A 23,750-nucleotide genomic window follows, 5' to 3' on the forward strand; every position below is an offset into this window, starting at 1 on the left:
CTCTTTTCGTGTGGAAGAAAAAAACACAAAAAAAACAAGCAAAACCCGAACGCCCCCCCCCCCCCCCCCCCCCCCCCCCCCCCGCGCCCGTGCTTTTGCTTCTCCCCGCCGTGCCGTGTCCCCCGGGATCAGGACCCGCGACGCGGGGCCGGAGGCAGCGCCGCGGGCTGGTGCGCGCCGTGCGGCCGGTGGACGTGGTACGGCTGCCAGTTCCCCGTGTGCACCCCGTGGGTGCCGTAACCGCCGCCGTGCGCGCCCCGGCTGCTGTGCAGTCCCGTCGACCCGAAGGCCCTGAATCCGAGATCCTCCTCGCCGGTGCGGTCGCCGGGCAGGGTCTTGAAGGCCCTCAGGTACTCCGAGTACAGCGCGTCGTAGATCGGAGTGGGCGAGTGGCCCGCCGATCTGTCATGCGCGGGGCGCATCGCGGGGATCTGGCTCTGGTACGGCTGGCGGCTCGGGTCGTATGAGTGCACGTACCTGCAACGATGCGGCAGTCCTGCGGATGCGGGCTGCGCCGAGCTGCATTCTTCCGAGGGAGAAAGCCCTTGCCCGGGAACCGGCCGGTACTCGCCGGAACCGGCCGGAACCTGCGGGGACACGAACGGGCGCGCGTCGTCGGAACGGACACGCGGACGTACGCCGGGGGCGTCTGCCCGTCCGGCGCACGTCCGCGTCGGTGCCCGCCGGACCCCACAGCCGGGCAGCGACGCCGCCCGGCTGTTGCGGCGCGTCCCGGAGAGGCCCGATGAGGCTCCTGGCAGGGGCAGGTCGGACGGGCCGGATCGGGCCCGTCCGACCGACCTGACTCAGGTGCCGGCGAGCGGCATCGAGGCGGCCACCAGACGGCCGTTGACGGCCGCCTTCTCCAGCGCGTCACGCAGCAGGTCCTCCCGCGGCTGCTGACCGATGGAGCCCACCGGCGCCGCGAACACCAGAACCCTGTGCGACTTGTTCGCCGCAGCCCGCCAGCCTTCCGTGACCTGGAGCGGCTGATGTGCCTGCCACCAGGCCACCGGGCTGCCTCCGCCCGTGCCCGGCTGGAGCACGGCGTGGAGCTGTCCCATCGCGACCAGCACCGACCAGCCGTGCAGCTGCGGCGGCACCTGGTTCACATCGGACACAGGCAGGAAGCCCTGCTCGATCAGGAGCGGCAGGAAGTCGTCGCCGCCGTTGCCCGTGGTGCCGGGGCGTGCGATCGGCGCGGTGGGCTCCACGACGAGCGCCGGGTGCAGCTCACCGTTGATCAGGATCAGGCCACTGGTGACCCCCAGCACGGCCTGCTCGGGAGCTGCACCCGGGATCCGCTGCTCCTCCCCGGTGATGGAACGAACGGCACCCTGGAGCTGGTCCTCGGCGACCTGGACGACCTGCGAGGGAATGCAGGTGGCGTGGGCGAAGGCGAGTACGGCGGTCTCCTCGCCGACGAACAGCACCGTGCTGGTGCGTTCCTGCTCGGAGTCGCCCGGGGTGCGGCAGGAGGTGCAGTCGTAGCTGCCCGGTGCGTTGTGACCGGTGAGCAGCCGGTCGGCTTCTTCGTCGCCGATCTCGGCGCGTACGTCCTCGCTGACGTCGAGCATGCGCGGCACGGGTGGCTCCTCGGACTTGATCACGTACGCCGGGCGGGTCCCGGCTCATGAAGGGTCAACGGGTGATAAGGGGCAGGAGTCACGCGCCGGGCCGTACCGAATCGAAGCGGGCGGGGTGCATGCCCGTGCCCGGCAGGCGCCGCACGCAGCGCGCGCGTCGGTCAGCTGCCCGTTTCCGGACCGCCTGCCGGCCGGGATGCGGTGCGCACGGCACCGGAGCCGAACTCTTCGGTTCTCCGCTGAACACGACCGCCCCGCACCGCAGTTCGTGCACGAGCACCGGTCCGGTTCTGGGCGCCGCGGGCAGGCGCAGCTCGGCGACGTCGACGGCGTCGTTGCTCGGCGCCGACGCGTACGTTCCCCTCGCCGGTCAACGAGGGGAAGACGGCGAGCTGATGGTTCCTCCGCGGTGTCCCCGTGACTTCAAGGACGCAACGGCCTGCCGCAACACCCTGTGGGTCACGGGTGCGAGCCGCAACTACGATGACACCGGCCACCCGGCCGTGCGCGAATTTCAGGCGGGCCGTGGCCGGACGGGCGTTGTCACAGTGGCAGTTGGAGGGGTGGGCCGCCGCGATGTGGTTCACCGAAAGCGGCCGGCTGGGTCGCCCGCGGAGCGCCGAACCTGATCGTCCGTCGCACGCCGGCGGGACGGCCGTGGCCGGGACACCCAGAGCAGTGACATGACCCGGAACTGCTTCACGGTGCCTCAAATCCCTTATCAGCCCTGACGGGGCAGTAAAGTCCTACTCGGGACACCCCCTGACCGGGGGGCGAAGCATGACCAGGGGGATGCGGCGACGCATGCGTATTTCATTTCTGCTCCACAACGCGTATGGCATCGGCGGCACGATCCGGACCACGTTCAATCTGGCGCAGACGCTCGCCGAGCGTCATGACGTCGAGATCGTCTCCGTCTTCCGCCATCGGGACGAGCCGACCATGGGCGCACCGGCCGGGGTGATGATGAAGCACCTTGTCGACCTGCGCAAGAAGAGCCCGGGGTACGACGGTGAGGATCCGCTCGCCGCGCAGCCCGCGAAGGTCTTCCCGCGTGGCGACGGCCGGCACAAGCAGTACAGCCGGCTCACCGATCAGCGGATCGCTGCCCATCTGGCGTCCCTGGACGCCGATGTGGTCGTCGGTACCCGTCCCGGGCTCAATGTCCACATCGCCCGCCAGGCCCGGCGGGGCGTCGTCAGGGTCGCCCAGGAGCATCTGACGCTGGACAGCCACGGCTACCGGCTGCGCCGTGAGATCGGGCACCGCTACGCGCTGCTCGACGCGCTCACGACGGTCACCGAGGCGGATGCGACCGCCTATCGGCAGCTTGCGCTCCCCGGTGTGCTCATCGAAGCCGTGCCCAACAGCGTGCCCGCGCCACAGGTCGCGCCCGCCGACTCGACCGCGAAGGTGGTGGTGGCGGCCGGCCGGCTGACGCGCGTCAAACGCTACGACGTGCTGGTCGAGGCCTTCGCCAAGGTGGTCGCGTCCCGCCCCGACTGGCGGCTGCGGATCTACGGCAGCGGGGATGCGACCGGTAACGAGAAGAAGGCTCTCTCCGCCCTCGTCGAGGAGAGGGGCATGAGTGAGCACGTCTTCCTGATGGGGACCGTGAACCCGCTGGAGCCCGAGTGGGTCAAGGGCTCGCTCGCGGCCGTCACCTCGACCCGGGAGTCCTTCGGCATGACCATCGTGGAGGCGATGCGCTGCGGCCTGCCGGTCGTCTCGACCGACTGCCCGCACGGACCGCGCGAGATCATCGAGGACGGCGTCGACGGCCGGCTGGTGCCGGTCGGCAACGTGGATGCCGTCGCCGGCGCACTGCTGGAGCTGATCCAGGACGACGATCTGCGCCGGCGCACCGGGCAGGCCGCGCTCGCCGCCTCCGCACGCTTCGATCCGGCCCGTATCGCCGCACGCCACGAGGCGCTGTTCGCCGAACTCGTGGCCCGCGGCGGCAACAGCCGCTCGCGCGGAGCGGTGCGCGAGGCGCTGCACCGTGGCCGCAGCGCGCTCTACGACGGGCTGTACGCGGTCCGTTACGCGGCCGCGGACGCGATCCGCCGGCGGAAGTAGCCGACGGGCCCCTGCGTACCGGGTCCGTACGGCCACCCTTGCGGACCGGGGTTGTCCGCAAGGGCTGCCAGACTCGTGACCATGTTGGAGACCTCGGCAAGACTGCTGCGCCTGCTCTCGCTGTTGCAGGCCCACCGCGAATGGTCGGGAGCCGATCTGGCCGAACGGCTGGGCGTCACCGCGCGCACCGTGCGCCGTGACGTGGACCGGCTGCGGGAGCTGGGCTACCCCGTCAACGCGAGTCCGGGCACCGGCGGCGGCTATCAGCTCGGCGCGGGCGCCGAGCTGCCGCCGCTGCTGCTCGACGACGACGAGGCGGTGGCCGTCGCCGTCGGCCTGCGTACGGCGGCCGGCCAGGGCATCGAGGGCATCGGGGAGACGTCGGTGCGCGCCCTCGCCAAGCTGGAACAGGTGCTGCCGGGAAGACTGCGCCGCCGGGTCGGTGCGCTGAACGCCTTCACCGTGCCGATGTTGCGAGGCCGGCAGGGCTCGACCGTGGACGCGAGCGTCCTCACCGAGCTGGCGAACGCCTGCCGCGACAGCGAACGGCTGCGGTTCGAGTACCGCGACCACGGCGGCGCCGCGTCCCGCCGCACGGTCGAGCCGCACCGCCTCGTGTGTACCGAGCGCCGCTGGTACCTCGTCGCCTGGGACGTCGACAGGGGAGGCTGGCGCACCTTCCGTGCGGACCGGATCACCCCGAAGCCGCCGCACGGACCCCGGTTCGCTCCCCGCACACCGCCCGCGGAGGACCTTGCCGCGTACGTGTCGAAGGGGGTGTCGACGCAGGCGTACGCAGCCAGGGCCGTGGTCAGACTGCATACGTCCGCCGAGCAGGCGGCGCAGACGATCGGCCCCTCCGACGGTGTGCTGGAGGCCATCGACGCATCGCACTGTCTGCTGCGCACAGGGGCCGCCAACCTGGATGTGCTGGTGATTCACGTGATGCTGATGGGCGTGGACTTCGAGGTGGTCGAACCGCAGGAGCTGACCGATCGCATCCGGGTGATCCGGGACCGTCTGTCCCGCGCTCTGCCCGCCGGGGCCACTGATCCGGCTGTCAGTGGGTGATGGCGATTGTGTAGGGAAGCCGTGAATTCCGCGCGAACCGTCAATTCGCCCTGTCGGCCGTGCCGGTCAATTCCGGAACAGGAATTCAGCATGATCGTCAAAGACTGCCGAATTGCAGGCGAGTGACTCCCTACTGCCCGTTCGGGTGAACGAGTTCGAGCCGGGGGTCCGTTGAGAGGGTGTCGAGAGCCTGTGACAGAAGCGTGACCGGTGGGGTACGTGGGGCTGCTGCGGAAGATCGTGGCCCCGCTTCCGTCACCGTCCGCTGCCGCCTACGGTGGAGTGCATGGCACCCATACCGACCCCTCCCGCACAGCCTGACGACGCCCCTGACTCCTACGTCGGCCTCGGCGCTCCCGCCGCCGAGGAACTGGCCCGGCAGCGTGGCTGGACGACGGTCAGAGCGCTGGCGCCCGGCTCGATCATCACCATGGAGTTCCTGGCCGGCCGGCTCAACTTCGAGGTGGCCGACGGTGTCGTGACCCGCTGCTGGAAGGGCTGAACGGGACACGGACAGCGCTTAACGGGACACGGACAGAAGGGAGGGCCCCGGCGCACCTGCGCCGGGGCCCTCCCTTCTGTCCGTGCCTGCCGTCAGCCGCCCGTGACCGGCCGCGAGTGCGGCGGCCGCCTGCTGCCCGACGGGGTGATCGGCGAGCGCTCGGAGCGCACCGCGTGCGAACGCTGCTGCGAGTGCGCCGCCGTCCTCGTTCCCGTGGTCGGCGCCGGCCGGGTGCCACCGACCATGGCGACCGTCTCACGTGCCGGTTCGTCGGTCTGCGGGGCGGGCGCGCGCTGCGGGAACACCGCCTGCCTCGGACCGCCCGCCGCGACGGGACGGGACGGGTACAGCGTCCGGCGGGAGCGCCACTGGTCCCGGAGCGCCAGGATCCAGGCCTCGGCGCGGCCGATGACGGGCTCGCACCAGGGCAGGCCCAGCAGGATCAGGAGTCCGGCGGCCCAGCCGAGCAGGACGTCGCTCAGCCAGTGCGTACCGAGGTACACGGTGGTCAGTCCCACGCCGAGCGAGACCACGGCCGATAGGGCCGACAGGTAGCGCCGGGCTCTTGGAGTGGTGGCGAGATAGGCGAGAATGCCCCAGGTCACCACTGCATTGGCGGTATGTCCGGAAGGGAATATATCGCCGCCCGCGAAGAGTTCGGCCGAGCCGATCTCCGTCGCGTAGTGGGGGCCGAGTCGGCCGAGTCCGATCTTGACCGCGCCCACGGTGGCGTTCAGCAGCAGCAGAGCCGCGCCGAGCGCCAGGAGGGGCCTGAGGGTGTGCTGACGCCAGGAGCGCCAGCCCAGCCACGCCGCGACCATGACGGCCGTGGGGCCGCGCTGGCCGAGCACCACGAAGTAGTCGAGAAACGCGTGTTGTTCGGGCCACTGCTCGTACGGCCGGAAGAGCATGAGCTTCCAGTCGAGGGCGACGAGCGATGTCGACGCCAGAACGGCGACGACGATGGCCACATAGAACGCGGACGTCCCGCCGAAGAGGGCGAGACGTGTGCGGCTCATCCGCGGGATCTCTATCTTCGGCGGTTCCGGCTCCCGGTCCAGCCGGGCAAAGATGTCGGTACGCACCCAATCGACGTTACAGCGAGTGAGTGTGTGGTCCGCGCGATCCACTCCATTCGTGATGCCTATGTGATGTGGAGTTTGTCTCAGATCCAGTTCTATTCACGGCCCGTCAGGAAAACCTGGTGACCGTGTTCCCTATTTATCGGACGGTCCTCCCGGACTGATTAACTCGGCAAGTCGGAAATGGTTCACCGAGTGCCCGTGCGGAATTTCCGCGCCGTTCATGGCCTTTCAAGATCCATAATTGGGCTCGGCCGAGTGGCGTACGCCACACTGTGCCGCGCACGGAGGTGAGAGATCGACCACGCGCAGCACGCGCGAACTCGCGTACGCTGGCGACTCACTCGCCCGTCGATGCCGGGCTGCCCCGCGGGACTCCCCCACGCAGTACCGTCCCCGGCCGGTCCACCGAGCGCGAGGCTCACTGGGAGGTTCACAGATGTCGGTGACGACCACGGCCGCGGCACGCCTGCGCGCCGCCGGCGGCGGTGCCAACCGCTGGGTCGTCCTGGTCGTCCTGTGCGTCAGCCTGCTGCTGGTCGCACTCGATGCGACCGTCCTGCACGTCGCCGTCCCCGCGGTCACGGAGGATCTGCGCCCCAGCGGCATCGAACTGCTGTGGATCGTGGACGCGTACCCCCTCATCTGCGCGTCGCTGCTGATCATGTTCGGCACGCTCGGCGACCGCGTGGGGCGCCGCAGACTGCTGCTGATCGGCTACGGCGTCTTCGCCGCGGCCTCGGCCGCTGCCGCCTTCGCGCCCACCCCCGAAGTGCTGATCGGTGCCCGCGTCCTCCTCGGGGTCGGCGGCGCGATGATCATGCCCGCGACCCTCTCCATCCTGCGGGACGTCTTCCCCGACCGCCGAGAGCGGGCCACGGCCATCGGCATCTGGACCGCGGTCGCCGCGGTGGGTGCCGCCACCGGCCCGGTCCTCGGCGGCTTCCTCGTCGAGAACTTCTGGTGGGGATCGGTCTTCCTCATCAACATCCCGCTGATGGCCCTCATACTCCCCGTGGGCCGCTGGCTGCTTCCCGAGTCCCGGGGCGGGAACGACGGGCCCTGGGACGTGCTCGGCGCGCTCATGGCCGCGGCCGGTGTGCTCGGCATGGTCCTCGGAGTCAAGAGGCTGGGCGCCGGGGACGGACTGCTCGACGTCATGGCCTCCGCGCCTCTGCTTGTCGGCGCCGTGCTGCTCATGGTGTTCGTCCGACGGCAGCGGCGGCGCACGCATCCGCTCATCGACATGCGCATGTTCGCCCGGCCGGCGTTCTCCACCTCTGTCGGCTGCATCGTCCTCGCCATGCTGGCGCTGGTCGGCCTGGAGCTGATCGCCGTCCAGTACCTCCAGCTGGTTCTCGGACTCAGCCCGCTGGAGACCGGCCTGCGGCTGCTGCCGCTCACCTTCGCCGCCATGGCCGCGGGTGCCACCGGCTCGTACACCCTGCGCCGCATCGGACCGCGCCGGATGGTCGGCTGGGGCTTCGTCCTCACCGCCGCCGCCGTCCTTCTGCTCGTACTGATGGGGCAGCACGACCGGCCCCTGCTGCTCACCGCCGGCTTCGTGCTGCTCGGGTTCGGACTGCAGACCACACTCTTCGCGGCGTACGAGTCGATGCTGAGCGAGGCGCCGGCCGAGCAGGCCGGGGGAGCCGCCGCTATCGGCGAGACCTCGTACCAGCTGGGCGCCGGGATGGGCATCGCTCTGCTCGGCAGCGTGATGAACGCGGCCTACGGCCCCTCCGTCGCCTCGATCACCGGCGTCCCGGCATCCGCGAGCTCCGCCGCCTCCCACTCGCTGGGCGAGGCGTACCAGGAGGCGGACCGGCTCGGCGGTGTCGCGGGTGATCTGCTCCGCACCACCGCACGCCACTCCTTCGTCAACGGCCTTCATGTGACGCTGCTGGTCAGTGCCGGGCTGCTGCTGCTCGGCGCGCTCGCCGCGCTGCGGCTGCCGCGGGTGATGGAGTGCTCGGCGGACGGGGAGTGCGAGGCATCGATCCCGGCGACCCGGGAGCCCGAGGGCCGCGGCTCCGGGCGGGCGGAAGCAGTGGTCCCCGGGGGCCGTGAGGCGGAGCGCGACGCTGTGGTCCCGGGGGGCCGTGAGGCGGAGCCCGCCGCTGTCGCGCCGGTCGTCGTCCCGGCCCGTCGTGGGGCTTAGGTCCGGTCGGCCCGCCGGAGCGGCCGGGTCTGGACGCACGGCACACTGAGCCGTAACGTCGAGCGTCGTAACTAGCGCTGCTAGTTTCCCAGTGCCCGTCATCAGTGTTCCGCAGCACCGCGCTGTGTGAGAGCCGCCGGAGGCCACCGCATGTCCGCACCCTCGAAGCTCCCGCCCTTCGATCCAGGCGACCCGCTGGGTATCGACGATCTGCTCGGCGCCGAGGACCTCGCCATCCGCAGCACCGTGCGCACCTGGGCCACGGACCGCGTCCTGCCGCACATCGCCGAGTGGTACGAGCGTGGAGAGCTCCCGGACATCCGTGAGCTGGCTCGCGAGCTCGGCTCGCTCGGTGCCCTCGGCATGTCGCTCGACGGCTACGGCTGCGCCGGCGCCACCGCCGTCCAGTACGGCCTGGCCTGCCTCGAACTGGAGGCCGCCGACTCGGGCATCCGCTCCCTGGTCTCCGTCCAGGGCTCGCTCGCCATGTACGCGATCCACCGCTTCGGCTCCGATGAGCAGAAGCAGCGCTGGCTGCCCGGCATGGCCGCCGGCGAGATCATCGGCTGCTTCGGACTCACCGAGCCCGACCACGGCTCCGACCCGGCAGGGATGCGGACCTTCGCCAAGCGCGACGGCTCCGACTGGATCCTCACCGGCCGCAAGATGTGGATCACCAATGGTTCGGTCGCCGGTGTCGCCGTCGTCTGGGCCGGGACCGACGACGGCATCCGAGGCTTCGTGGTCCCCACCGACAGCCCCGGATTCTCCGCGCCGGAGATCAGGCACAAGTGGTCGCTGCGCGCGAGTGTGACCAGCGAACTGGTCATGGACGAGGTACGGCTGCCCGCCGACGCGGTGCTGCCGGAGGTCACCGGACTGCGCGGCCCGCTCAGCTGTCTCAGCCACGCCCGCTACGGAATCGTGTGGGGCTCGATGGGCGCCGCGCGCGCGAGCTTCGAGGCGGCGGTGGACTATGCGAAGACGCGCGAGCAGTTCGGCCGGCCGATCGGCGGCTTCCAGCTCACCCAGGCGAAGCTCGCCGACATGGCCGTCGAGCTGCACAAGGGAATCCTGCTCGCCCACCACCTCGGCATGCGGATGGATGCGGGGAAGCTGCGGCCGGAGCAGGTCAGCTTCGGAAAGCTCAACAACGTGCGCGAGGCGATCGAGATCTGCCGCACGTCACGCACGATTCTCGGCGCGAACGGGATCTCGCTCGAGTACCCCGTGATGCGGCACGCGACCAATCTCGAGTCGGTGCTCACCTACGAGGGCACCGTCGAGATGCACCAGCTGGTGCTGGGCAAGGCGCTCACCGGCCTCGACGCGTTCCGGTAGGACCGGTGGCGGCCGGCGAACTGCCCCAGCTGCCGCTGGGTGGGGTGCCCCCGGACGAAGTCTGGGGGAGTGCCCCCTTGCTCAGCTCTGGTTGAAGAAACCGTCCTGCGCATGGTTGGAAGGATCCCCGCTGACGATCTCGGTGTCGGCGGGGGTCAGCAGGAACACCCGCGTCGCGACCCGCTCGATCGACCCGCGCAGCCCGAACGCCAAACCCGCGGCGAAGTCCACGACGCGCTTGGCGTCGCCGGGCTCCATCGAGGTGAGGTTCACGATGACGGGGACGCCGGCGCGGAACAGCTCGCCGATGCCGCGGGCGTCGCGGAAGCCGTCCGGGGAGACCGTCGCGATCCGGCGGCCCTCCGCCCGGGCGGACTCGGAGGCCACGCGCACCCGGGGGTCGGTGACCCATGCGTCACCGGTCTCCGCACCCTCGGCGTACTCGTCGTCGTAGTAACGCCCGTCGTTGTCCTCGACGAGTCCCAGCCAGGCGCTCGCCTTGCGTACCGAACCCATGGACGCCTCCTTCCGCTGCTGCAGTGGTCCCACTGCGGTCTCTGTCGTTCCCCGCCCCTATGGTCGTCCATAATGCGGATCGCGCGCCAAGTGGATAGCCGCCGCGCAGAGGATTCGTGACGGTACTGGTGCAGAAGATGTGGCGATTCGTCAGGGATCTTCCTGTGTGCGGGGCATGGAGGGATCAAAATACAAAAGTCGGACCAGATGGGTGATGTGGGGGACGTACGGGTGAACGGGCCGCTCGTCGGTACGATGCCCCGGACCTGTCGAACGACTCCCGGGGGGCCGTCGTGTTCGGAATAGTCAGGCCGTGTTCGCACCGGCTCGGCGACGCACTGAAGTCCGAGTGGATGGCGCATCTCTGCGGCCTGTGCCTGGCACTTCGCGCCGACCACGGACAGTTCGCGCGCATCGTGACGAACTACGACGGCCTGATCGTCTCGGTGCTGACGGAGGCTCAGACCGAGCGCACCCCCGCGCAGCGGCGCACCGCCGGTCCCTGCCCGCTGCGCGCCATGCGGACCGCGCCCGTCGCCCGTGGCGAGGGCGCGAAACTCGCCGCCGCGGTGTCGCTCGTGCTCGCCTCGGCGAAGGTGCGCGACCACGTCGCCGACGGGGACGGCGTGTTGGCCCGCAGGCCCGTGGCCGCCGCGGCACGCTGGGTCGCCGCCGGATGGGACAGGGCAGGAGCCCGCTCGGGTGCGGTCCTCGGCTTCGACACGGCCGTCCTGCTCGACGCGGTCGACCGGCAGACCGGGATCGAGGCGCTGGCCGGGCCCGGCACACCGCTGCTGACCGTCACCGAGCCGACCGAGACCGCGACCGCGGCCGCGTTCGCCCACACCGCCGTACTCGCGGGACGTCCCGAGAACACGGCACCCCTCGCCGAGGCCGGCAGGCTCTTCGGGCGACTCGCGCATCTGCTGGATGCCGTGGAGGACAAGGACGCTGACGCCGCGTCGGGTGCCTGGAACCCGCTCACCGCGACCGGCACGTCGCTCGCCGAGGCGCGTCGCCTCGCCGACGACGCGGTGCACGGGATCCGGCTCGCGCTGCGGGACGCCCGTTTCGTGGACGACCGGCTCGTTCATGTGCTGCTCGCGCACGAGCTGCGCACCTCGGTGAACCGCACCTTCGGCACGACGACCTGCGCGCACCAGGGGCAGCCCGGTCAGCAGCCGCCACAGGGGAGTCCGTACGGCTCCGGTGGCGGACAGTTCGGTGCGTCGGGCCCGTACGGTTCCGGGAATCCGTACGGCTCGGGCAACCCCTACGGCGGCGGCCCGCCGGGCGGTCCCGGCGGGCCCGGCGGTCTGCCGCCCCAGTTCGGAGGGCCGCCGCCGGCGCCCAAGCGCCGGGGCTTCTGGGCAGGCTGCGCAGTCTTCGTCGGGCTCTTCTGCACCTGTCAGATCTGCTGCGCCAAGGAGTACGAGGGGCCCTGGTCCCGGAAGAAGCGCGAGGGCTGCTGCCGGGACTGCGACGGCTGCGACGGCTGTGACTGCTGCTGCCCGTGCGACGGCTGCTGACAGGGCGCCTGACGGGGCGTCGGGTCAGGTGATCTCCGGCGGCGAGATCCGCGACGTCTCGATCGCGGACTCGGCCGTTCCCCACTTCTTGAGGATCCGGTCGTAGGTCCCGTCCTTCATGAGCCTGTTCACCGCTGCCCGGAACGCCGGAGCCAGCGGTGTGCCCTTCTTGAAGGCGAAGCCGACGTCGAGCCGCTTGAACTCGTTGAGGAACTTCGTCCCGGGCTGCTGTGTCACCGCGTAGCGCAGCCCGTTGATGGTGCTCATCACCACATCGCTGCGTCCCTGATGGAGCGAGATCCACAGGGCGCCGCTCTCCGCGTACGTCTGGACCTCGTAGGGCTTGTCACCCGCGGCCGCGCAGACCCCCTTGTTCTTCTCCAGGGACGCCTCGAACGTCGTCCCTGCCCCGGTCGCGACGCGCAGACCGCACAGGTCCTCGTACGACGACACCTTCGTCAGCCTGCTGCTCTCCAGCGAGGCGAAGCCCTGGCCGTCGTTGATGTACGTGACGAAGTCGATGGTCCTGCGCCGTTCGTCGGTCACGCCGAAGTTGCCGGTGCCGAAGTCGTACTTGCCGCTGCCCAGTGCGGGCAGGATCGCCTCGAAGCTCGCCACCTCCCGGTGCAGCTTCAGCCCGAGGACGCGCGCCACCGCCTCGGCGAAGTCGATGTCCTGGCCGGCGACAGTCCTGCCGTCCTCCAGATAGGTGGCGCCGGGCGGATTGCCCACGGAGGTGGCGACCTTGAGGGTGCCCCGCTCGCGTACGTCCGCCGGCAGCAGCTTCACGGCGGCGGCGTCCTTCGTCACCCGGGACACCACATCGGCGGTGGGGATCTCCCCGCGGCCCTGCCCGGCGGCAGGCGCGGCCTTGTCGCCCGTGGCCGCCGGGTCGCCCGAACCGCATGCGGTGAGCGTGAGGGTGAGTGCGGTGATCAGAGCGAACGCGGCGGTATGGGCTTTCCGGCTCATGACGGGAGGGTCTCCAGATGCTTCTCGAACGGCAGCGGGCCGATCGACTCCGGATCTGCGGACAGATCGAAGAGCGGGCGGTATCCGGCGGCCAGATAGAGGCCCTTGGCCTCGGGCTGGCGGGGGCCGGTGGTCAGATGGATGCGGGAGTAGCCGCGGGCGGCGGCCTCCCGTTCGAGCACCCGCAGCACCCGCAGGGCGAGCCCGCGGCGGCGGTGGGCGGAATGGGTCCAGATCCTCTTGAGCTCGGCTGTCGTCGCGTCGTAGCGGCGAAAGGCGCCCCCGGCGACCGGCCGGCCGTGTTCCAGCAGGAGCAGGAACGCGCCGCCCGGCGGGGCGAACTCCGCGCAGGGGTAGCGCTCAAGATCGGCGGCGGAGCCGTAGCGCCCGAGGTATTCGCGGGCCAGCTCGTCCAGGAGCGGACGGGCGAGAGGATCGTCGACCGTGGTCCGGTGCACGGACAGCGCGGAACCACGGCTCGGGGTGGCGGTCATGCGTGCCCTTCGTCGAGCAGGCGGAAGGGAAGGAGGGTGCGGCGAGGGGACCGCGTTACGGCAGGCGGTGTGAAGGCACGGGGGGACGGGCAGCGCATGGCGCGCCGACCGGCGCTACAGAGCGCGGGCGGGAAGAAGCAGCGGGGGTCGGCTCAACAGGAAGAGGACCACACGCGACCGAAGTCGATGTGGGAGCGCGTGACCAGCCACTGCTGCGAATGCATGGCCCAAGTGGAACAGGCATCCGTTTCCGCGTCAACTGCCGTGGGACAGGCGGCTCACAGTGCGGACGGGCTTGACAACGACGCGGGCCGAACGCTTAGCCTCACGTCAGGACCGCTGCTGAGGGGCGCGGCCCGCATCTGTGTCCGGTGAAGGCACATCCCGTGTTCGATCTCTGCATCCACGGAGCCTTCGCATGGCCGTGCCCTCAGACACCCTTCCCCACTCCCCGGCGGCTCCGTCCCGGGCCGGTCCGGCGGAGCCCCGCATCGTGCCCGTACGCCGAACAGGCCAGTGGACGGCGGCCGTTGCCGTCCTGCTGCTGCTCGCCGGCGCCCTCAGCTCCGTGGTGCGCAACGACGCCTTCCAATGGGAGGTCGTCGGCGCGTACTTCACCTCGGCCGCCGTCCTGCGCGGTCTTGCGCTCACGCTCTGGCTGACCGCCGTCGTGATGGTCCTGGGCTTCGCGCTCGGCACGCTGCTCGCCGTGATGCGACTGTCCGCCAATCCCGTGCTCTCCAAGGTCAGCTGGGGCTACATCTGGCTGCTGCGCTCCACGCCGATCCTTGTGCAGCTGCTGTTCTGGTTCAACATCGGCGCCCTCTACCCGCAGATCCTCGGTGTGAAGACCGGTGATCTGCTCGGCCCCGTCACCATCGCGATCATCGGTCTCACCCTCCACGAGGGCGCCTACGCCGCCGAGGTCGTACGCGGCGGCATCCTCTCCGTCGAACGCGGACAGATCGAGGCGGCCGAGTCCCTGGGCCTCGGGCGGTGGCGCAGGCTGCGCCGCATCGTGCTGCCGCAGGCCATGCGCGCCATCGTGCCGCCCGCCGGGAACATGCTGATCGGCACCCTCAAGGGCACCTCCATCGTCAGCGTCATCGCCGTACAGGACCTGCTCTACTCGGTGCAGCTCGTCTACCACCGCACCTACCAGGTCGTGCCGCTGCTGCTCATCGCCACCATCTGGTACGTCGTCGTCACTTCCCTGCTGAGCATCGGCCAGCACTATGTGGAGCGCTACTACGCCCGCGGTGCGGACGGTGTGCGATGAGACCGTCCATCGTCGTGGTCGGCGCCGGCCCGCGAGGGACCGGTGTACTGGAACGGCTCGCCGCCAACGTCCCGGAGCTGTACGGGGACCAGCCGCTGGACATCCACCTCGTCGACCCCTACCCGCCGGGCGGCGGCAGGATCTGGCGCGAGGAGCAGTCCCCGCTGCTGTGGATGAACTCCATGGCCGAGGACGTCACCATGTTCACCGACGACACCGTCCCCCTCGCCGGCCCGGTACGGCAGGGCCCCACCCTTGCCGAATGGGCCGGGATCGACGGCCGTACGTTCCCCAGCCGCCGGCAGCAGGGCGCGTACCTGCGCTGGGTGTACGAGCAGGCCGTCGCCGCGCTCCCGCCGAACGTGACCGTGCACGAGCACCGCAACCGGGCCGTGAGCATCGGCGGGCCGGGGGAAGGACGCCAGCGGGTCCGGCTCGAAGGCCGCGCACGGCCGCTGATCGCCGATGCCGTGGTGCTCACCCTCGGCCACCTCGACGCCGACCCCGACGACGAACAGCGGCGACTCGCCGGCTTCGCGCAGCGACACGGACTGGTGCATCTGCCGCCGGACTTCACCGTCGACAGCGATCTGTCCCCGGTGCCGGCGGGCGAGTCGGTCATCGTCCGCGGCTTCGGACTCGCCTTCATCGATCTGATGGTGCTGCTCACCGAGGGCCGCGGCGGGCGGTACGAGAAGGACGGCACCTATGTGCCGTCCGGCCGGGAGCCCGTCCTGTACGTCGGATCGCGGCGCGGGGTCCCGTACCACGCGAAGATCGGCTACGGACTCGACGGCGAACGGCCCCCGCTGCCCCGCTTCTTCGGGCCACGGCAGGTCGGTGAACTGCTGAAGCGACAAGGCGACAGCACGAGTGGCGCTGTCGACTTCCGGCGCGATGTGTGGCCATTGATCGACAAAGAGCTGCGGTACGCCCACTACCACCGGCTGTTCACCGTGCGGCCCGAAGCCACGACCGTCGGGTGGAGCGACTTCGAGGAGAAGTACGCCGCCGCCGAGCCGGGCAGCGCCGAACTGGAAGCCCTGGTCGCCGCCGCGGTGCCCGACCCCGCCGACCGGCTCGACCTCGACGCCCTCGACCGGCCCCTCGACGGACAGCGCTACGCAACTGCCGACGCCCTTCAGGAAGGGCTGCGCGCCCACATCACCGCCGACCTCCGGCGACGGCACGACCCCGCACACAGCGAGGACCTCGCCGTGTTCCTCGGACTGCTGTCCGTCTACGGCCAGTTGACCGCGCTCGGGGACACCGGTGCGGGCGGCAGCACCTGGCACGGCTTCTTCAGCTATCTCGCCTCCGGCCCGCCCGGACCCCGGCTGCACCGGCTCCTCGCCCTGTCCCGCGCCGGAATCGTCCGCTTCATCGGCGCGGACATCACCGTGGAGACCGACGACGAACGCGGAGCCTTCCGGGCGAACAGCGCGAGCGTGCCGGGGGAGTGGACCGAGGCACGCGCGCTGGTCGAGGCACGGCTGCCCGAGCCCCGTCCCGAACACACCCGCAGCCCGCTCCTCAGAGCGCTGTACGACGAGGGCACCGATGCCACGCCCGCCGGGCTGCTCGTCGTGGATCCCTCCGACGGCCGGGTGCTCGAACGCGGCCGACCGCACCCCCGACGCTTCGCGCTCGGCCCGCACACCACCGCCCGCACGGGCGGGGCGTTCACCCGGCCGCGTACGGGCGGGCCCGCGTTCCGGCAGAACGACGCCACCGCGCGCGGCGCGCTGACGCTGCTCCGCGAGCTGTCCTGTGCCCCGCGGCAGACCGCCTGAACGGCACCCGCACCCCCACCCGATCCCCGCCCTCGGACCTCTTGAGGAACACCATGTCGCTGACCAGCGATCCGCCCGCCGTGGCACGCGCCACAACCGTGCCCGCCGACCCCGGTGCGCTGACGGTCGTCCCCATACGCCATCCCTGGCGCTGGGTGGCCGTGGCCGCAACGGCCGTGGTCGGCGTCCAGTTCCTGCACGGCCTGATCACCAACCCGGCCTGGGAATGGGACGTCTTCGTCCGCTTCTTCACCGCCGAGACGATCGTCCGCGCCGTCTGGGTCACCCTCCAACTCACCTTCTACGGCACGGTGTCGGGCTTCGCCCTCGGCGTCGTGCTGGCCTTCATGCGGCTGTCGCCGAGCCGCTTCCTGTCGTGGGCGGCGCTCTCCTACATCTGGGTGTTCCGCTCCATCCCGCTGATCGTGCAACTGCTGTTCTGGTTCAACCTCGCCTACCTCTACGAGCGGCTCCAGATCGGCATCCCCTTCGGACCCGGCTTCCTCTCGTTCGAGACGATGGGCCTCGTCGGAGCGATGAGCGCCGCCGTCATCGGGCTCGCCCTGCACCAGGCCGGGTACGCCGCCGAGATCGTGCGCGGCGGACTGCTCGCCGTGGACGGCGGGCAGCTGGAGGCGGCGGCCGCGCTCGGCATCCCGCGGCTGCGGCAACTGCGCCGGATCGTGCTGCCCCAGGCGATGCGCTCGATCCTGCCGAACGCAGCCAACGAGATCGTCTCCCTGTTCAAGGGCACCTCGATCGTCTCCGTCATGGCGATCGGCGAGCTCTTCTACCAGGTCCAGGTCGTCTACGGACGCAACGGCAGGGTCGTGCCCCTGCTCATGGTCGCCACGGTCTGGTACGTCCTCCTGACCGCCGCGCTCTCCGTCCTCCAGCACTACGTCGAACGTCACTACGCCAAGGGGGCCGCGCGATGAGCGCCATGGTCGAAGTCAGGTCCGTCCACAAGAGCTTCGGAGCGTTCCAGGTGCTCCGCGGCATCGACCTCGAGGTCCGTACGGGCGAGGTGACCGTCGTGCTCGGCCCCTCGGGGTCCGGGAAGTCGACGCTGCTGCGCACCATCAACCACCTGGAGAAGGTCGACAGCGGCTGGATCAGCGTCGACGGCACCCTCGTCGGCTACCGCCGCTCCGGCGACAAGCTCTACGAGCTGCGCGAACGGGACGTCCTCAAGCAACGCACCAGCATCGGCTTCGTCTTCCAGAACTTCCACCTCTTCCCGCATCTGACGGTGCTGGAGAACATCACGGAAGCGCCCGTCTCCGCGCTCGGCCGCCCCCGCAAGCAGGCCGTCGAAGCGGCCGGGAAACTGCTCGCGCGGGTCGGGCTCGCCGACAAGGCCGACAGCTATCCACGGCAGCTGTCGGGCGGTCAGCAGCAGCGGGTCGCCATCGCCCGCGCCCTCGCCCTCGAACCGAAGCTGCTGCTCTTCGACGAGCCCACCTCCGCACTCGACCCCGAGCTCGTCGGCGAAGTCCTCGACGTCATCAAGGACCTGGCCCGGCAGGGCACCACCATGATCGTCGTCACCCATGAGATCGGCTTCGCCCGCGAGGTCGCCGACACCGTCGTCTTCATGGACGACGGCCGGATCGTCGAGACCGGCCCACCCGCCGAGGTGCTCGACAACCCCCGCCAGGAGCGCACCCGCGCCTTCCTCTCCAAGGTCCTCTGATGCCGATGCGCAGCCCGCTGAAGGAGCACACCGTGATCACCCGGCCCCTCGCCACCGCCACCGCCGCCGTCCTCGCCCTCGGCCTGCTCACCGCCTGCGGCACCGGCGACCCCGTCGACGACGTCGTCAAGCCCCGCGGGAACAAGGGCGCAGGCATCAACGTCGGGCCCGACCAGAACCGCATCCCGGATCATCGAGGACGGCTCGTACGCGAAGGTGCTGGAACGCTGGGGGCTGACGAGCGAGGCGGTCGAGAAGTCGGAGATCAACCCGCCGGGTCTGCCCAGGCCCGAGAACTGACCACCACCGCCCCCTCGGAAAGGCCCGCGTCATGCCCGCAGACCGCCCCCTGCACCTCGCCGCCGAGATCGGCGGACCGCCGCACCCCACGGCCCCGCACACCGACCCGGCCCGCTTCCTCGCCCGTGCCCGACTCGCCGAACAGGGCAACCTCGACTTCGTCACCCTCGGCGACTCCTTCGCCCGACCCGGCCTCGACGCGCTCGCCGTACTCGCCCGACTTGCTCCGCCGACCCGGAGCATCGGCCTCGTGCCGACCGTCACCACCACCCACACCGAGCCGTTCCACGTGCAGGCCGCCGTGGCCACCCTCGACTGGGTGAGCCGCGGCCGGGCCGGCTGGCACGTCGATGTGGCCACGAGTGAGGCCGAGGCCCGGCTGTTCGGCCGCCGCCCGGCGCTGCCGCCGGACGATGCCTGGCACGAGGCCGGCGACGTCGTCGAAGTGGCACACCGGCTGTGGGACAGCTGGGAGGACGACGCCGAGATACGCGACACGGCGACAGGACGATTCATCGATCGCGACAAGCTGCACCATGTCGACTTCCAGGGCGGCACGTTCAGCGTCCGCGGTCCGTCGATCGTGCCCCGGCCGCCGCAGGGCCACCCCGTCACCGTCGTCGACGCCACGGAGGAACCCGGCCGGAACGCGGCCGCCCGGCACGCCGACGTCGCCCTCGTACGAGCCACGACCCCCGAGCACGCCGCCGGGATCCGCGACGACATCCGCCGCAGGGCCGCGGCCGCGGACCGCGACCCGGACGGCCTGCGGGTGTTCGTCTCCCTCGTCGTCGACCTCGGTGGTGCCGAGGCCGCACCCGCACCGGGAACAGCCCCCGTTCTGCGACCCGGATCGCACTTCGGCGGTGGGCCGGTGGAACTCGCCGACCTGGTCGCCCACTGGCACGAGGCCGGCGCCGCCGACGGGTTCCGTCTCGTGCCCGTCGCTCCCGAGCGCGATCTGGAGCGGATCGTCGACGGCACCGTCGCACTGCTGCAGCACCGCGGACTGTTCCGCACCTTCTACCCGGGCACGACCCTGCGCGACCACCTGGGCCTCGCCCGCCCCGTCAACCGCTACGCCCCGGCCCAGGGAGCCTCATGACCGCGCAGCGCACCAAGCAGATCCATCTCGCCGCCCACTTCCCCGGCGTCAACAACACCACCGTCTGGGCCGACGACCGCTCGAAGAGCCAGATCGACTTCTCGTCGTTCGAGCATCTCGCGCGCACCGCCGAACGCGGCCTGTTCGACTTCTTCTTCCTCGCCGAGGGACTGCGGCTGCGCGAGCACAAGGGCCTCATCCACGACCTCGACGTCGTCGGCCGGCCCGAGTCGCTCACCGTCCTGAACGCGCTCGCCGCCGTCACCGAGCACCTCGGCCTTGCCGCCACCGTCAACGCCACCTTCAACGAGCCCTACGAACTGGCCCGCCGACTCGCCTCGCTGGACCATCTCAGCGGCGGACGCGCCGCCTGGAACGTGGTCACCTCGTCCGATGCGTTCACCGGCGAGAACTTCCGGCGCGGCGGCTACCTCGACCGGGCCGACCGCTACACACGGGCCGCCGAGTTCGTCACCACGGCACGCGAACTGTGGGACTCCTGGACGCCGGACGGCGAGCCGCGTCCCTTCGCCCACCTCGGCCGCCACTTCGGCATCGAGGGCGAGTTCACCGTGCCCCGCTCACCGCAGGGCCACCCCGTCGTCATCCAGGCCGGCGACTCCGACGAGGGCAGGGAGTTCGCCGCATCCGCCGCCGATGTCATCTTCACCCGGCACGGCACCCTGGAGGCAGGGCAGGCGTTCTACGCCGACGTCAAGAAGCGCCTCGCCCGCTACGGCCGCCGCCCCGAGGACCTCAAGCTGATGCCCGGGGTGACCTTCGTCCTCGGGGACACCGACGCCGAGGCGCAGGAGCGCGCGATCGAGATCCGCCGGCAGCAGGTCTCCCCGCAGAACGCGATCCTCGCCCTGGAACTGGTCTGGGGACGCGATCTGTCCTCGTACGATCCGGACGGGCCGCTGCCCGACTTCGATCCGGACCCCGCATCCACTCTCGCCCAGGGACGCGTCCGCCATGCCGACCCGTTCGAGAAAGCGGCCAAGTGGCGTGCCCTGTCCGAGGCGAAGGGCCTGTCGATCCGGCAGACGGTCATCGAGACGACGAGCCGTCAGTCGTTCATCGGCACACCGAGGAGCGTGGCTGCCGCGATGGAGGAGTTCGTGTCCGAGGACGCGGCCGACGGCTTCATCCTCGTACCCCATCTCACGCCCGGCGGGCTCGACGAATTCGTCGACGGGGTCGTGCCGCTCCTCCAGGAGCGCGGCGTGTTCCGTACGCGGTACTCCGGGCGGACGCTCCGCTCGCACCTGGGGCTTGCCGAGCCGGCGTGGACGGGGTGACCGCATGAGCACAGAGCACGGAGCACATCCGATCTGGGTGGTGGCCGGGTGACGGAAGGGCGAATTCCGGCCGTCCCGGCGAGGGGGCGGAGGACAGGGACGAGGCGGTCCTCGGCGCGAGCGCCGAGGACGGTCCCACCGTCGACCGGAGCCCGTTCGCCGTCCGGACCCGGCTCGCCGCCGACCACACGCCGCTACCGGAGCCCCGGGTCGCACACGGCAAACGGCGGCCGGTGATGCTGCGCGCGGGGTCGATGCGGACGAACGGAACCTCGTCGGCGCCCGGCACGTCCTAACGGGCGACCGAACACACGTCAGCAGGCCCCGCCCCGGAGGCGATCGAGCCCCTGGGGCTGTTCGGCGTGCATGTGCCGGACGGCCGAAACACGCCCTTGTGCGCTTGGTTGACGCCGCCAATACTCCCGATCAGCGCTTGTCAGGAGCACGGTCTGTCCGAAAAGCGAACGTCCGGGCGGTCACCTTGCTCCATGGCTGCGCCTCACCGGGCCCCGACCCCACGAACGGGCCCCCTTTCCCTTCGGGAGGAACGAAAAGTGAGGATCAAGCGCACCATCCCCCGCACCGCCTCCGGCAGACGCACCCGTCTGCTCGCCATGTCCACCGGCCTGATCGCGGCCGTGGCACTGGCCGTCCCCACCGCCACCGCCAACGCCGACGAGGCCCGGACCTTCAGCGCCAACCAGCTCACCGCCGCCGGTGACGCCGTGCTCGAAGCGGATGTCGCCGGCACCGCATGGCACGTCGACAAGGCGACCAACACCCTTGTCGTCACGGCCGACAGCACCGTCTCCCGGGCCGAGATCGCCGAGATCAGGCGTGAGGCCGGAGACAACGCCGGAGCCCTGCGCATCGAGCGCACCCCCGGTACCTTCTCCAAACTCATCTCCGGCGGAGACGCCATCTACGCCACCAGCTGGCGCTGCTCGCTCGGCTTCAACGTCCGCAGCGGCAGCACCTATTACCTGCTGACCGCCGGTCACTGCACCGACGGCGCGGGAACCTGGTACACCAACTCCGCGCGTACCACCACCATCGGCCCCACGGCCGGATCCAGCTTCCCGGGCAACGACTACGGGATCGTGCGCTACTCCAACACCTCGCTGGCCCACCCGGGCACCGTCGGCAGCGTCGACATCACCAGTGCGGCCAACGCCACCGTCGGCATGTCCGTCACGCGCCGCGGCTCCACGACGGGCACCCACAGCGGCAGCGTCACGGGCCTCAACGCCACCGTCAACTACGGCGGGGGCGACATCGTCTACGGCATGATCCGCACCAACGTCTGCGCCGAACCGGGCGACAGCGGCGGCCCGCTCTACTCCGGCAGCCGGGCCATCGGCCTGACCTCCGGCGGCAGCGGCAACTGCTCCTCCGGCGGCACGACGTTCTTCCAGCCGGTCACCGAAGCGCTCAGCGCCTACGGAGTCAGCATCTACTGACGCGGGCGCAGGCACTCCTGCCCGTGACAGACGCGCGAGCCCCCGCCCGGACCTCCGGGCGGGGGCTCGCCCTTGTGCCTCGTGCCGCAGCCGTGCGCGGACAACGAACACCCGTTCCTGTGAAGGCTCTGTGAACGCAACCGTGTTGTCGTGTGCCCGTCCAACGGTCGGGCTTGTGTGCGAGTGCGACGCGTCGGAATAGTGGGCCGCCGATCCTCCGTGTCCCGGGCGCCCCACCTGTCCGGGCGCGGCCCCCACAGGAGGTCATGTTTTGAAGCACCGGCGCATACCCAAGAGAAAAGCGGCAGTGGCGGGCGGCGCGATCGTCGCCCTGGTTGCTGCGGGCGTCACGTTCCAGAGTGCGAACGCCAGTGACAACACCGAGCAGTTCACCATCAAGACGCTGACGGCACCGGCCGCCGGCACCCTCGCCATCTCGCTCAAGGCCGACCTCGGCGCCGACGAGGCCGGGGCCTACTACGACGCCGACACCAAGGCCCTCGTGGTCAACGTCGTGTCCGAGGACGCCGCGCAGACCGTGCGCGAGGCGGGCGGCAAGGCCCGGATCGTCGAGAACACCCTCGCCGAACTGACGGGCGCCCGGCAGACCCTGACCGACCGGGCGAGCATTCCCGGCACCTCCTGGGCGACCGACCCGGTCACCAACAAGCTGGTCGTCACCGCCGACCGTACGGTCAAGGGCGCCGAGCTGACCAAGCTGCAGTCGGTCGTCAAGGGCCTCGGTGCCAAGGCCGAGCTCAAGAAGACCGCGGGCGAGTTCAAGCCGTTCGTCTCCGGCGGCGACGCGATCCACTCCGGCGGCGGACGCTGCTCCCTCGGCTTCAACGTCGTCAAGGACGGCGAGCCGCACTTCATCACGGCCGGACACTGCGGCCAGTCCGGCAGCGAGTGGTCCGACTCTGCGGGCGGTGCGGCCGTCGGCACGATGGTCGACTCGCAGTTCCCGGGCAACGACTTCGCGCTGGTGAAGTACAACGGTGACACCGCGCACCCGAGCGAGGTGAACCTCTACGACGGCAGCGCGCAGGCCATCGCGAAGGCGGGCGACGCGACCGTCGGTATGCAGGTCCAGCGCAGCGGTTCCACCACCCAGGTCCACGACGGCGAGGTCACCGGCCTCGACGCAACCGTGAACTACGGCAACGGTGACATAGTCGAGGGCCTCATCCAGACCAACGTCTGCGCCGAGCCCGGCGACAGCGGCGGCTCGCTCTTCTCGGGCGACACCGCGATCGGTCTGACCTCGGGTGGCAGCGGCGACTGCACCTCGGGCGGCGAGACGTTCTTCCAGCCGGTGACGGAGGCGCTGTCCACGTTCGGCGCGGAGATCGGCTGACGCCGGAGCATTTCTTCCCGAGGGGAGGCCCCTGCCGCGATGTCCGCGGCGGGGGCCTTTCCCCTTTCCTGCCCTTTCCCGAAACCGGGCTCTGCCCGGGCCCGTAACCGTGCTCCGCCCGGGCCG

At 70.7% G+C, this 23,750-nt stretch carries 20 protein-coding genes and 2 pseudogenes; 16 read left to right on the top strand and 6 right to left on the bottom strand.

All coding sequences use genetic code 11. The features are described 5' to 3' along the window. Window positions 1-128: 128 nt before the first annotated feature. The gene (locus AC067Z_RS09275; RefSeq protein ID WP_478788859.1) at window positions 129-473 is read right to left on the bottom strand and encodes a hypothetical protein; all 345 of its coding nucleotides are present in this window, start codon (window positions 471-473) and stop codon (window positions 129-131) included. Window positions 474-806: 333 nt separating this feature from the next. Continuing rightward, window positions 807-1,586 (bottom strand): hypothetical protein, encoded by a 780-nt coding sequence (locus AC067Z_RS09280; RefSeq protein ID WP_478788860.1) that lies wholly within the window; start codon window positions 1,584-1,586, stop codon window positions 807-809. Between the two features lie 419 nt (window positions 1,587-2,005). Between AC067Z_RS09280 and AC067Z_RS09285 the strand changes: the two are divergent. The 4 genes and pseudogenes from AC067Z_RS09285 to AC067Z_RS09300 all read left to right on the top strand — a co-directional run. Continuing rightward, window positions 2,006-2,317, top strand: a pseudogene (locus tag AC067Z_RS09285) (ABC transporter substrate-binding protein); the annotation flags it as partial. A 73-nt stretch (window positions 2,318-2,390) separates the two neighbouring features. After that, the gene (locus AC067Z_RS09290) at window positions 2,391-3,665 is read left to right on the top strand and encodes a glycosyltransferase family 4 protein (protein ID WP_478788861.1); all 1,275 of its coding nucleotides are present in this window, start codon (window positions 2,391-2,393) and stop codon (window positions 3,663-3,665) included. A gap of 81 nt (window positions 3,666-3,746) precedes the next feature. Beyond that, window positions 3,747-4,736: a helix-turn-helix transcriptional regulator gene (locus tag AC067Z_RS09295; protein WP_478788862.1), complete on the top strand. Its 990-nt coding sequence runs from the start codon at window positions 3,747-3,749 to the stop codon at window positions 4,734-4,736. A 286-nt stretch (window positions 4,737-5,022) separates the two neighbouring features. Then, window positions 5,023-5,238, top strand: a complete 216-nt coding sequence (locus tag AC067Z_RS09300) for an I78 family peptidase inhibitor (protein ID WP_478788863.1) — start codon at window positions 5,023-5,025, stop codon at window positions 5,236-5,238. A gap of 92 nt (window positions 5,239-5,330) precedes the next feature. On the opposite strand, the gene AC067Z_RS09305 is transcribed toward AC067Z_RS09300, so the two are convergent. Continuing rightward, window positions 5,331-6,323 (bottom strand): phosphatase PAP2 family protein, encoded by a 993-nt coding sequence (locus AC067Z_RS09305; protein ID WP_478788864.1) that lies wholly within the window; start codon window positions 6,321-6,323, stop codon window positions 5,331-5,333. Between the two features lie 436 nt (window positions 6,324-6,759). On the opposite strand from AC067Z_RS09305, the gene AC067Z_RS09310 reads away from it, so the two are divergent. Both AC067Z_RS09310 and AC067Z_RS09315 read left to right on the top strand, forming a co-directional pair. Then, window positions 6,760-8,481, top strand: coding sequence for an MFS transporter (locus AC067Z_RS09310; RefSeq protein WP_478788865.1), 1,722 nt, complete (start codon window positions 6,760-6,762; stop codon window positions 8,479-8,481). Between the two features lie 150 nt (window positions 8,482-8,631). Next, on the top strand, window positions 8,632-9,822 hold the full coding sequence (locus tag AC067Z_RS09315) for an acyl-CoA dehydrogenase family protein (RefSeq protein ID WP_478788866.1): 1,191 nt from the start codon (window positions 8,632-8,634) through the stop codon (window positions 9,820-9,822). An 81-nt stretch (window positions 9,823-9,903) separates the two neighbouring features. Here the strand turns inward: AC067Z_RS09315 and AC067Z_RS09320 are convergent, their stop codons facing one another. Next, complete coding sequence (locus AC067Z_RS09320; protein ID WP_478788867.1) at window positions 9,904-10,338, bottom strand: cell division protein SepF; 435 nt, start codon at window positions 10,336-10,338, stop codon at window positions 9,904-9,906. A 293-nt stretch (window positions 10,339-10,631) separates the two neighbouring features. Between AC067Z_RS09320 and AC067Z_RS09325 the strand changes: the two genes are divergently transcribed. Next, a complete protein-coding gene (locus tag AC067Z_RS09325) occupies window positions 10,632-11,867 on the top strand; it encodes a DUF5685 family protein (protein ID WP_478788868.1) in 1,236 nt (411 codons plus the stop codon). Between the two features lie 24 nt (window positions 11,868-11,891). On the opposite strand, the gene AC067Z_RS09330 is transcribed toward AC067Z_RS09325, so the two are convergent. Both AC067Z_RS09330 and AC067Z_RS09335 read right to left on the bottom strand, forming a co-directional pair. Continuing rightward, complete coding sequence (locus tag AC067Z_RS09330; protein ID WP_478788869.1) at window positions 11,892-12,839, bottom strand: ABC transporter substrate-binding protein; 948 nt, start codon at window positions 12,837-12,839, stop codon at window positions 11,892-11,894. Next, complete coding sequence (locus AC067Z_RS09335) at window positions 12,836-13,333, bottom strand: GNAT family N-acetyltransferase (RefSeq protein WP_478788870.1); 498 nt, start codon at window positions 13,331-13,333, stop codon at window positions 12,836-12,838. The genes AC067Z_RS09330 and AC067Z_RS09335 overlap by 4 nt, the downstream gene beginning before the upstream one ends. 418 nt (window positions 13,334-13,751) lie before the next feature. Between AC067Z_RS09335 and AC067Z_RS09340 the strand changes: the two genes are divergently transcribed. The 9 genes and pseudogenes from AC067Z_RS09340 (at window position 13,752) to AC067Z_RS09380 (ending at window position 23,624) form a co-directional block, all read left to right on the top strand. Beyond that, entirely contained in the window at window positions 13,752-14,612 is an 861-nt protein-coding gene (locus AC067Z_RS09340) for an amino acid ABC transporter permease (RefSeq protein WP_478788871.1), read from the top strand. Further along, entirely contained in the window at window positions 14,609-16,405 is a 1,797-nt protein-coding gene (locus AC067Z_RS09345; RefSeq protein ID WP_478788872.1) for an FAD/NAD(P)-binding protein, read from the top strand. Before AC067Z_RS09340 ends, AC067Z_RS09345 begins: the two co-directional genes overlap by 4 nt. 53 nt (window positions 16,406-16,458) lie before the next feature. After that, window positions 16,459-17,343 (top strand): amino acid ABC transporter permease, encoded by an 885-nt coding sequence (locus tag AC067Z_RS09350; RefSeq protein WP_478788873.1) that lies wholly within the window; start codon window positions 16,459-16,461, stop codon window positions 17,341-17,343. A 5-nt stretch (window positions 17,344-17,348) separates the two neighbouring features. Beyond that, window positions 17,349-18,101, top strand: a complete 753-nt coding sequence (locus tag AC067Z_RS09355; RefSeq protein WP_478789132.1) for an amino acid ABC transporter ATP-binding protein — start codon at window positions 17,349-17,351, stop codon at window positions 18,099-18,101. 189 nt (window positions 18,102-18,290) lie between these two features. Beyond that, window positions 18,291-18,401 (top strand): annotated as a pseudogene (locus AC067Z_RS09360) (ABC transporter substrate-binding protein); the annotation flags it as partial. 31 nt (window positions 18,402-18,432) lie between these two features. Then, entirely contained in the window at window positions 18,433-19,506 is a 1,074-nt protein-coding gene (locus tag AC067Z_RS09365; protein ID WP_478788874.1) for an LLM class flavin-dependent oxidoreductase, read from the top strand. Then, the gene (locus tag AC067Z_RS09370; protein WP_478788875.1) at window positions 19,503-20,807 is read left to right on the top strand and encodes an NtaA/DmoA family FMN-dependent monooxygenase; all 1,305 of its coding nucleotides are present in this window, start codon (window positions 19,503-19,505) and stop codon (window positions 20,805-20,807) included. Before AC067Z_RS09365 ends, AC067Z_RS09370 begins: the two co-directional genes overlap by 4 nt. A 554-nt stretch (window positions 20,808-21,361) precedes the next feature. Next, entirely contained in the window at window positions 21,362-22,267 is a 906-nt protein-coding gene (locus tag AC067Z_RS09375) for a S1 family peptidase (RefSeq protein ID WP_478788876.1), read from the top strand. A gap of 271 nt (window positions 22,268-22,538) precedes the next feature. Continuing rightward, a complete protein-coding gene (locus AC067Z_RS09380; RefSeq protein WP_478788877.1) occupies window positions 22,539-23,624 on the top strand; it encodes a S1 family peptidase in 1,086 nt (361 codons plus the stop codon). Window positions 23,625-23,750: the final 126 nt, after the last annotated feature.

It is taken from the genome of Streptomyces sp. NPDC043812 (assembly GCF_056436245.1).

What these genes read in the sequence shown, in the direction of transcription:
- AC067Z_RS09290 (WP_478788861.1), top strand. Translation starts at nt 2,391, where the DNA reads ATGCGTATTTCATTTCTGCTCCACAACGCGTATGGCATCGGCGGCACG.
- AC067Z_RS09295 (WP_478788862.1), top strand. Translation starts at nt 3,747, where the DNA reads ATGTTGGAGACCTCGGCAAGACTGCTGCGCCTGCTCTCGCTGTTGCAG.
- AC067Z_RS09300 (WP_478788863.1), top strand. Translation starts at nt 5,023, where the DNA reads ATGGCACCCATACCGACCCCTCCCGCACAGCCTGACGACGCCCCTGAC.
- AC067Z_RS09310 (WP_478788865.1), top strand. Translation starts at nt 6,760, where the DNA reads ATGTCGGTGACGACCACGGCCGCGGCACGCCTGCGCGCCGCCGGCGGC.
- AC067Z_RS09315 (WP_478788866.1), top strand. Translation starts at nt 8,632, where the DNA reads ATGTCCGCACCCTCGAAGCTCCCGCCCTTCGATCCAGGCGACCCGCTG.
- AC067Z_RS09320 (WP_478788867.1), bottom strand. Translation starts at nt 10,338, where the DNA reads ATGGGTTCGGTACGCAAGGCGAGCGCCTGGCTGGGACTCGTCGAGGAC.
- AC067Z_RS09330 (WP_478788869.1), bottom strand. Translation starts at nt 12,839, where the DNA reads ATGAGCCGGAAAGCCCATACCGCCGCGTTCGCTCTGATCACCGCACTC.
- AC067Z_RS09335 (WP_478788870.1), bottom strand. Translation starts at nt 13,333, where the DNA reads ATGACCGCCACCCCGAGCCGTGGTTCCGCGCTGTCCGTGCACCGGACC.
- AC067Z_RS09340 (WP_478788871.1), top strand. Translation starts at nt 13,752, where the DNA reads ATGGCCGTGCCCTCAGACACCCTTCCCCACTCCCCGGCGGCTCCGTCC.
- AC067Z_RS09345 (WP_478788872.1), top strand. Translation starts at nt 14,609, where the DNA reads ATGAGACCGTCCATCGTCGTGGTCGGCGCCGGCCCGCGAGGGACCGGT.
- AC067Z_RS09350 (WP_478788873.1), top strand. Translation starts at nt 16,459, where the DNA reads ATGTCGCTGACCAGCGATCCGCCCGCCGTGGCACGCGCCACAACCGTG.
- AC067Z_RS09355 (WP_478789132.1), top strand. Translation starts at nt 17,349, where the DNA reads ATGGTCGAAGTCAGGTCCGTCCACAAGAGCTTCGGAGCGTTCCAGGTG.
- AC067Z_RS09365 (WP_478788874.1), top strand. Translation starts at nt 18,433, where the DNA reads ATGCCCGCAGACCGCCCCCTGCACCTCGCCGCCGAGATCGGCGGACCG.
- AC067Z_RS09370 (WP_478788875.1), top strand. Translation starts at nt 19,503, where the DNA reads ATGACCGCGCAGCGCACCAAGCAGATCCATCTCGCCGCCCACTTCCCC.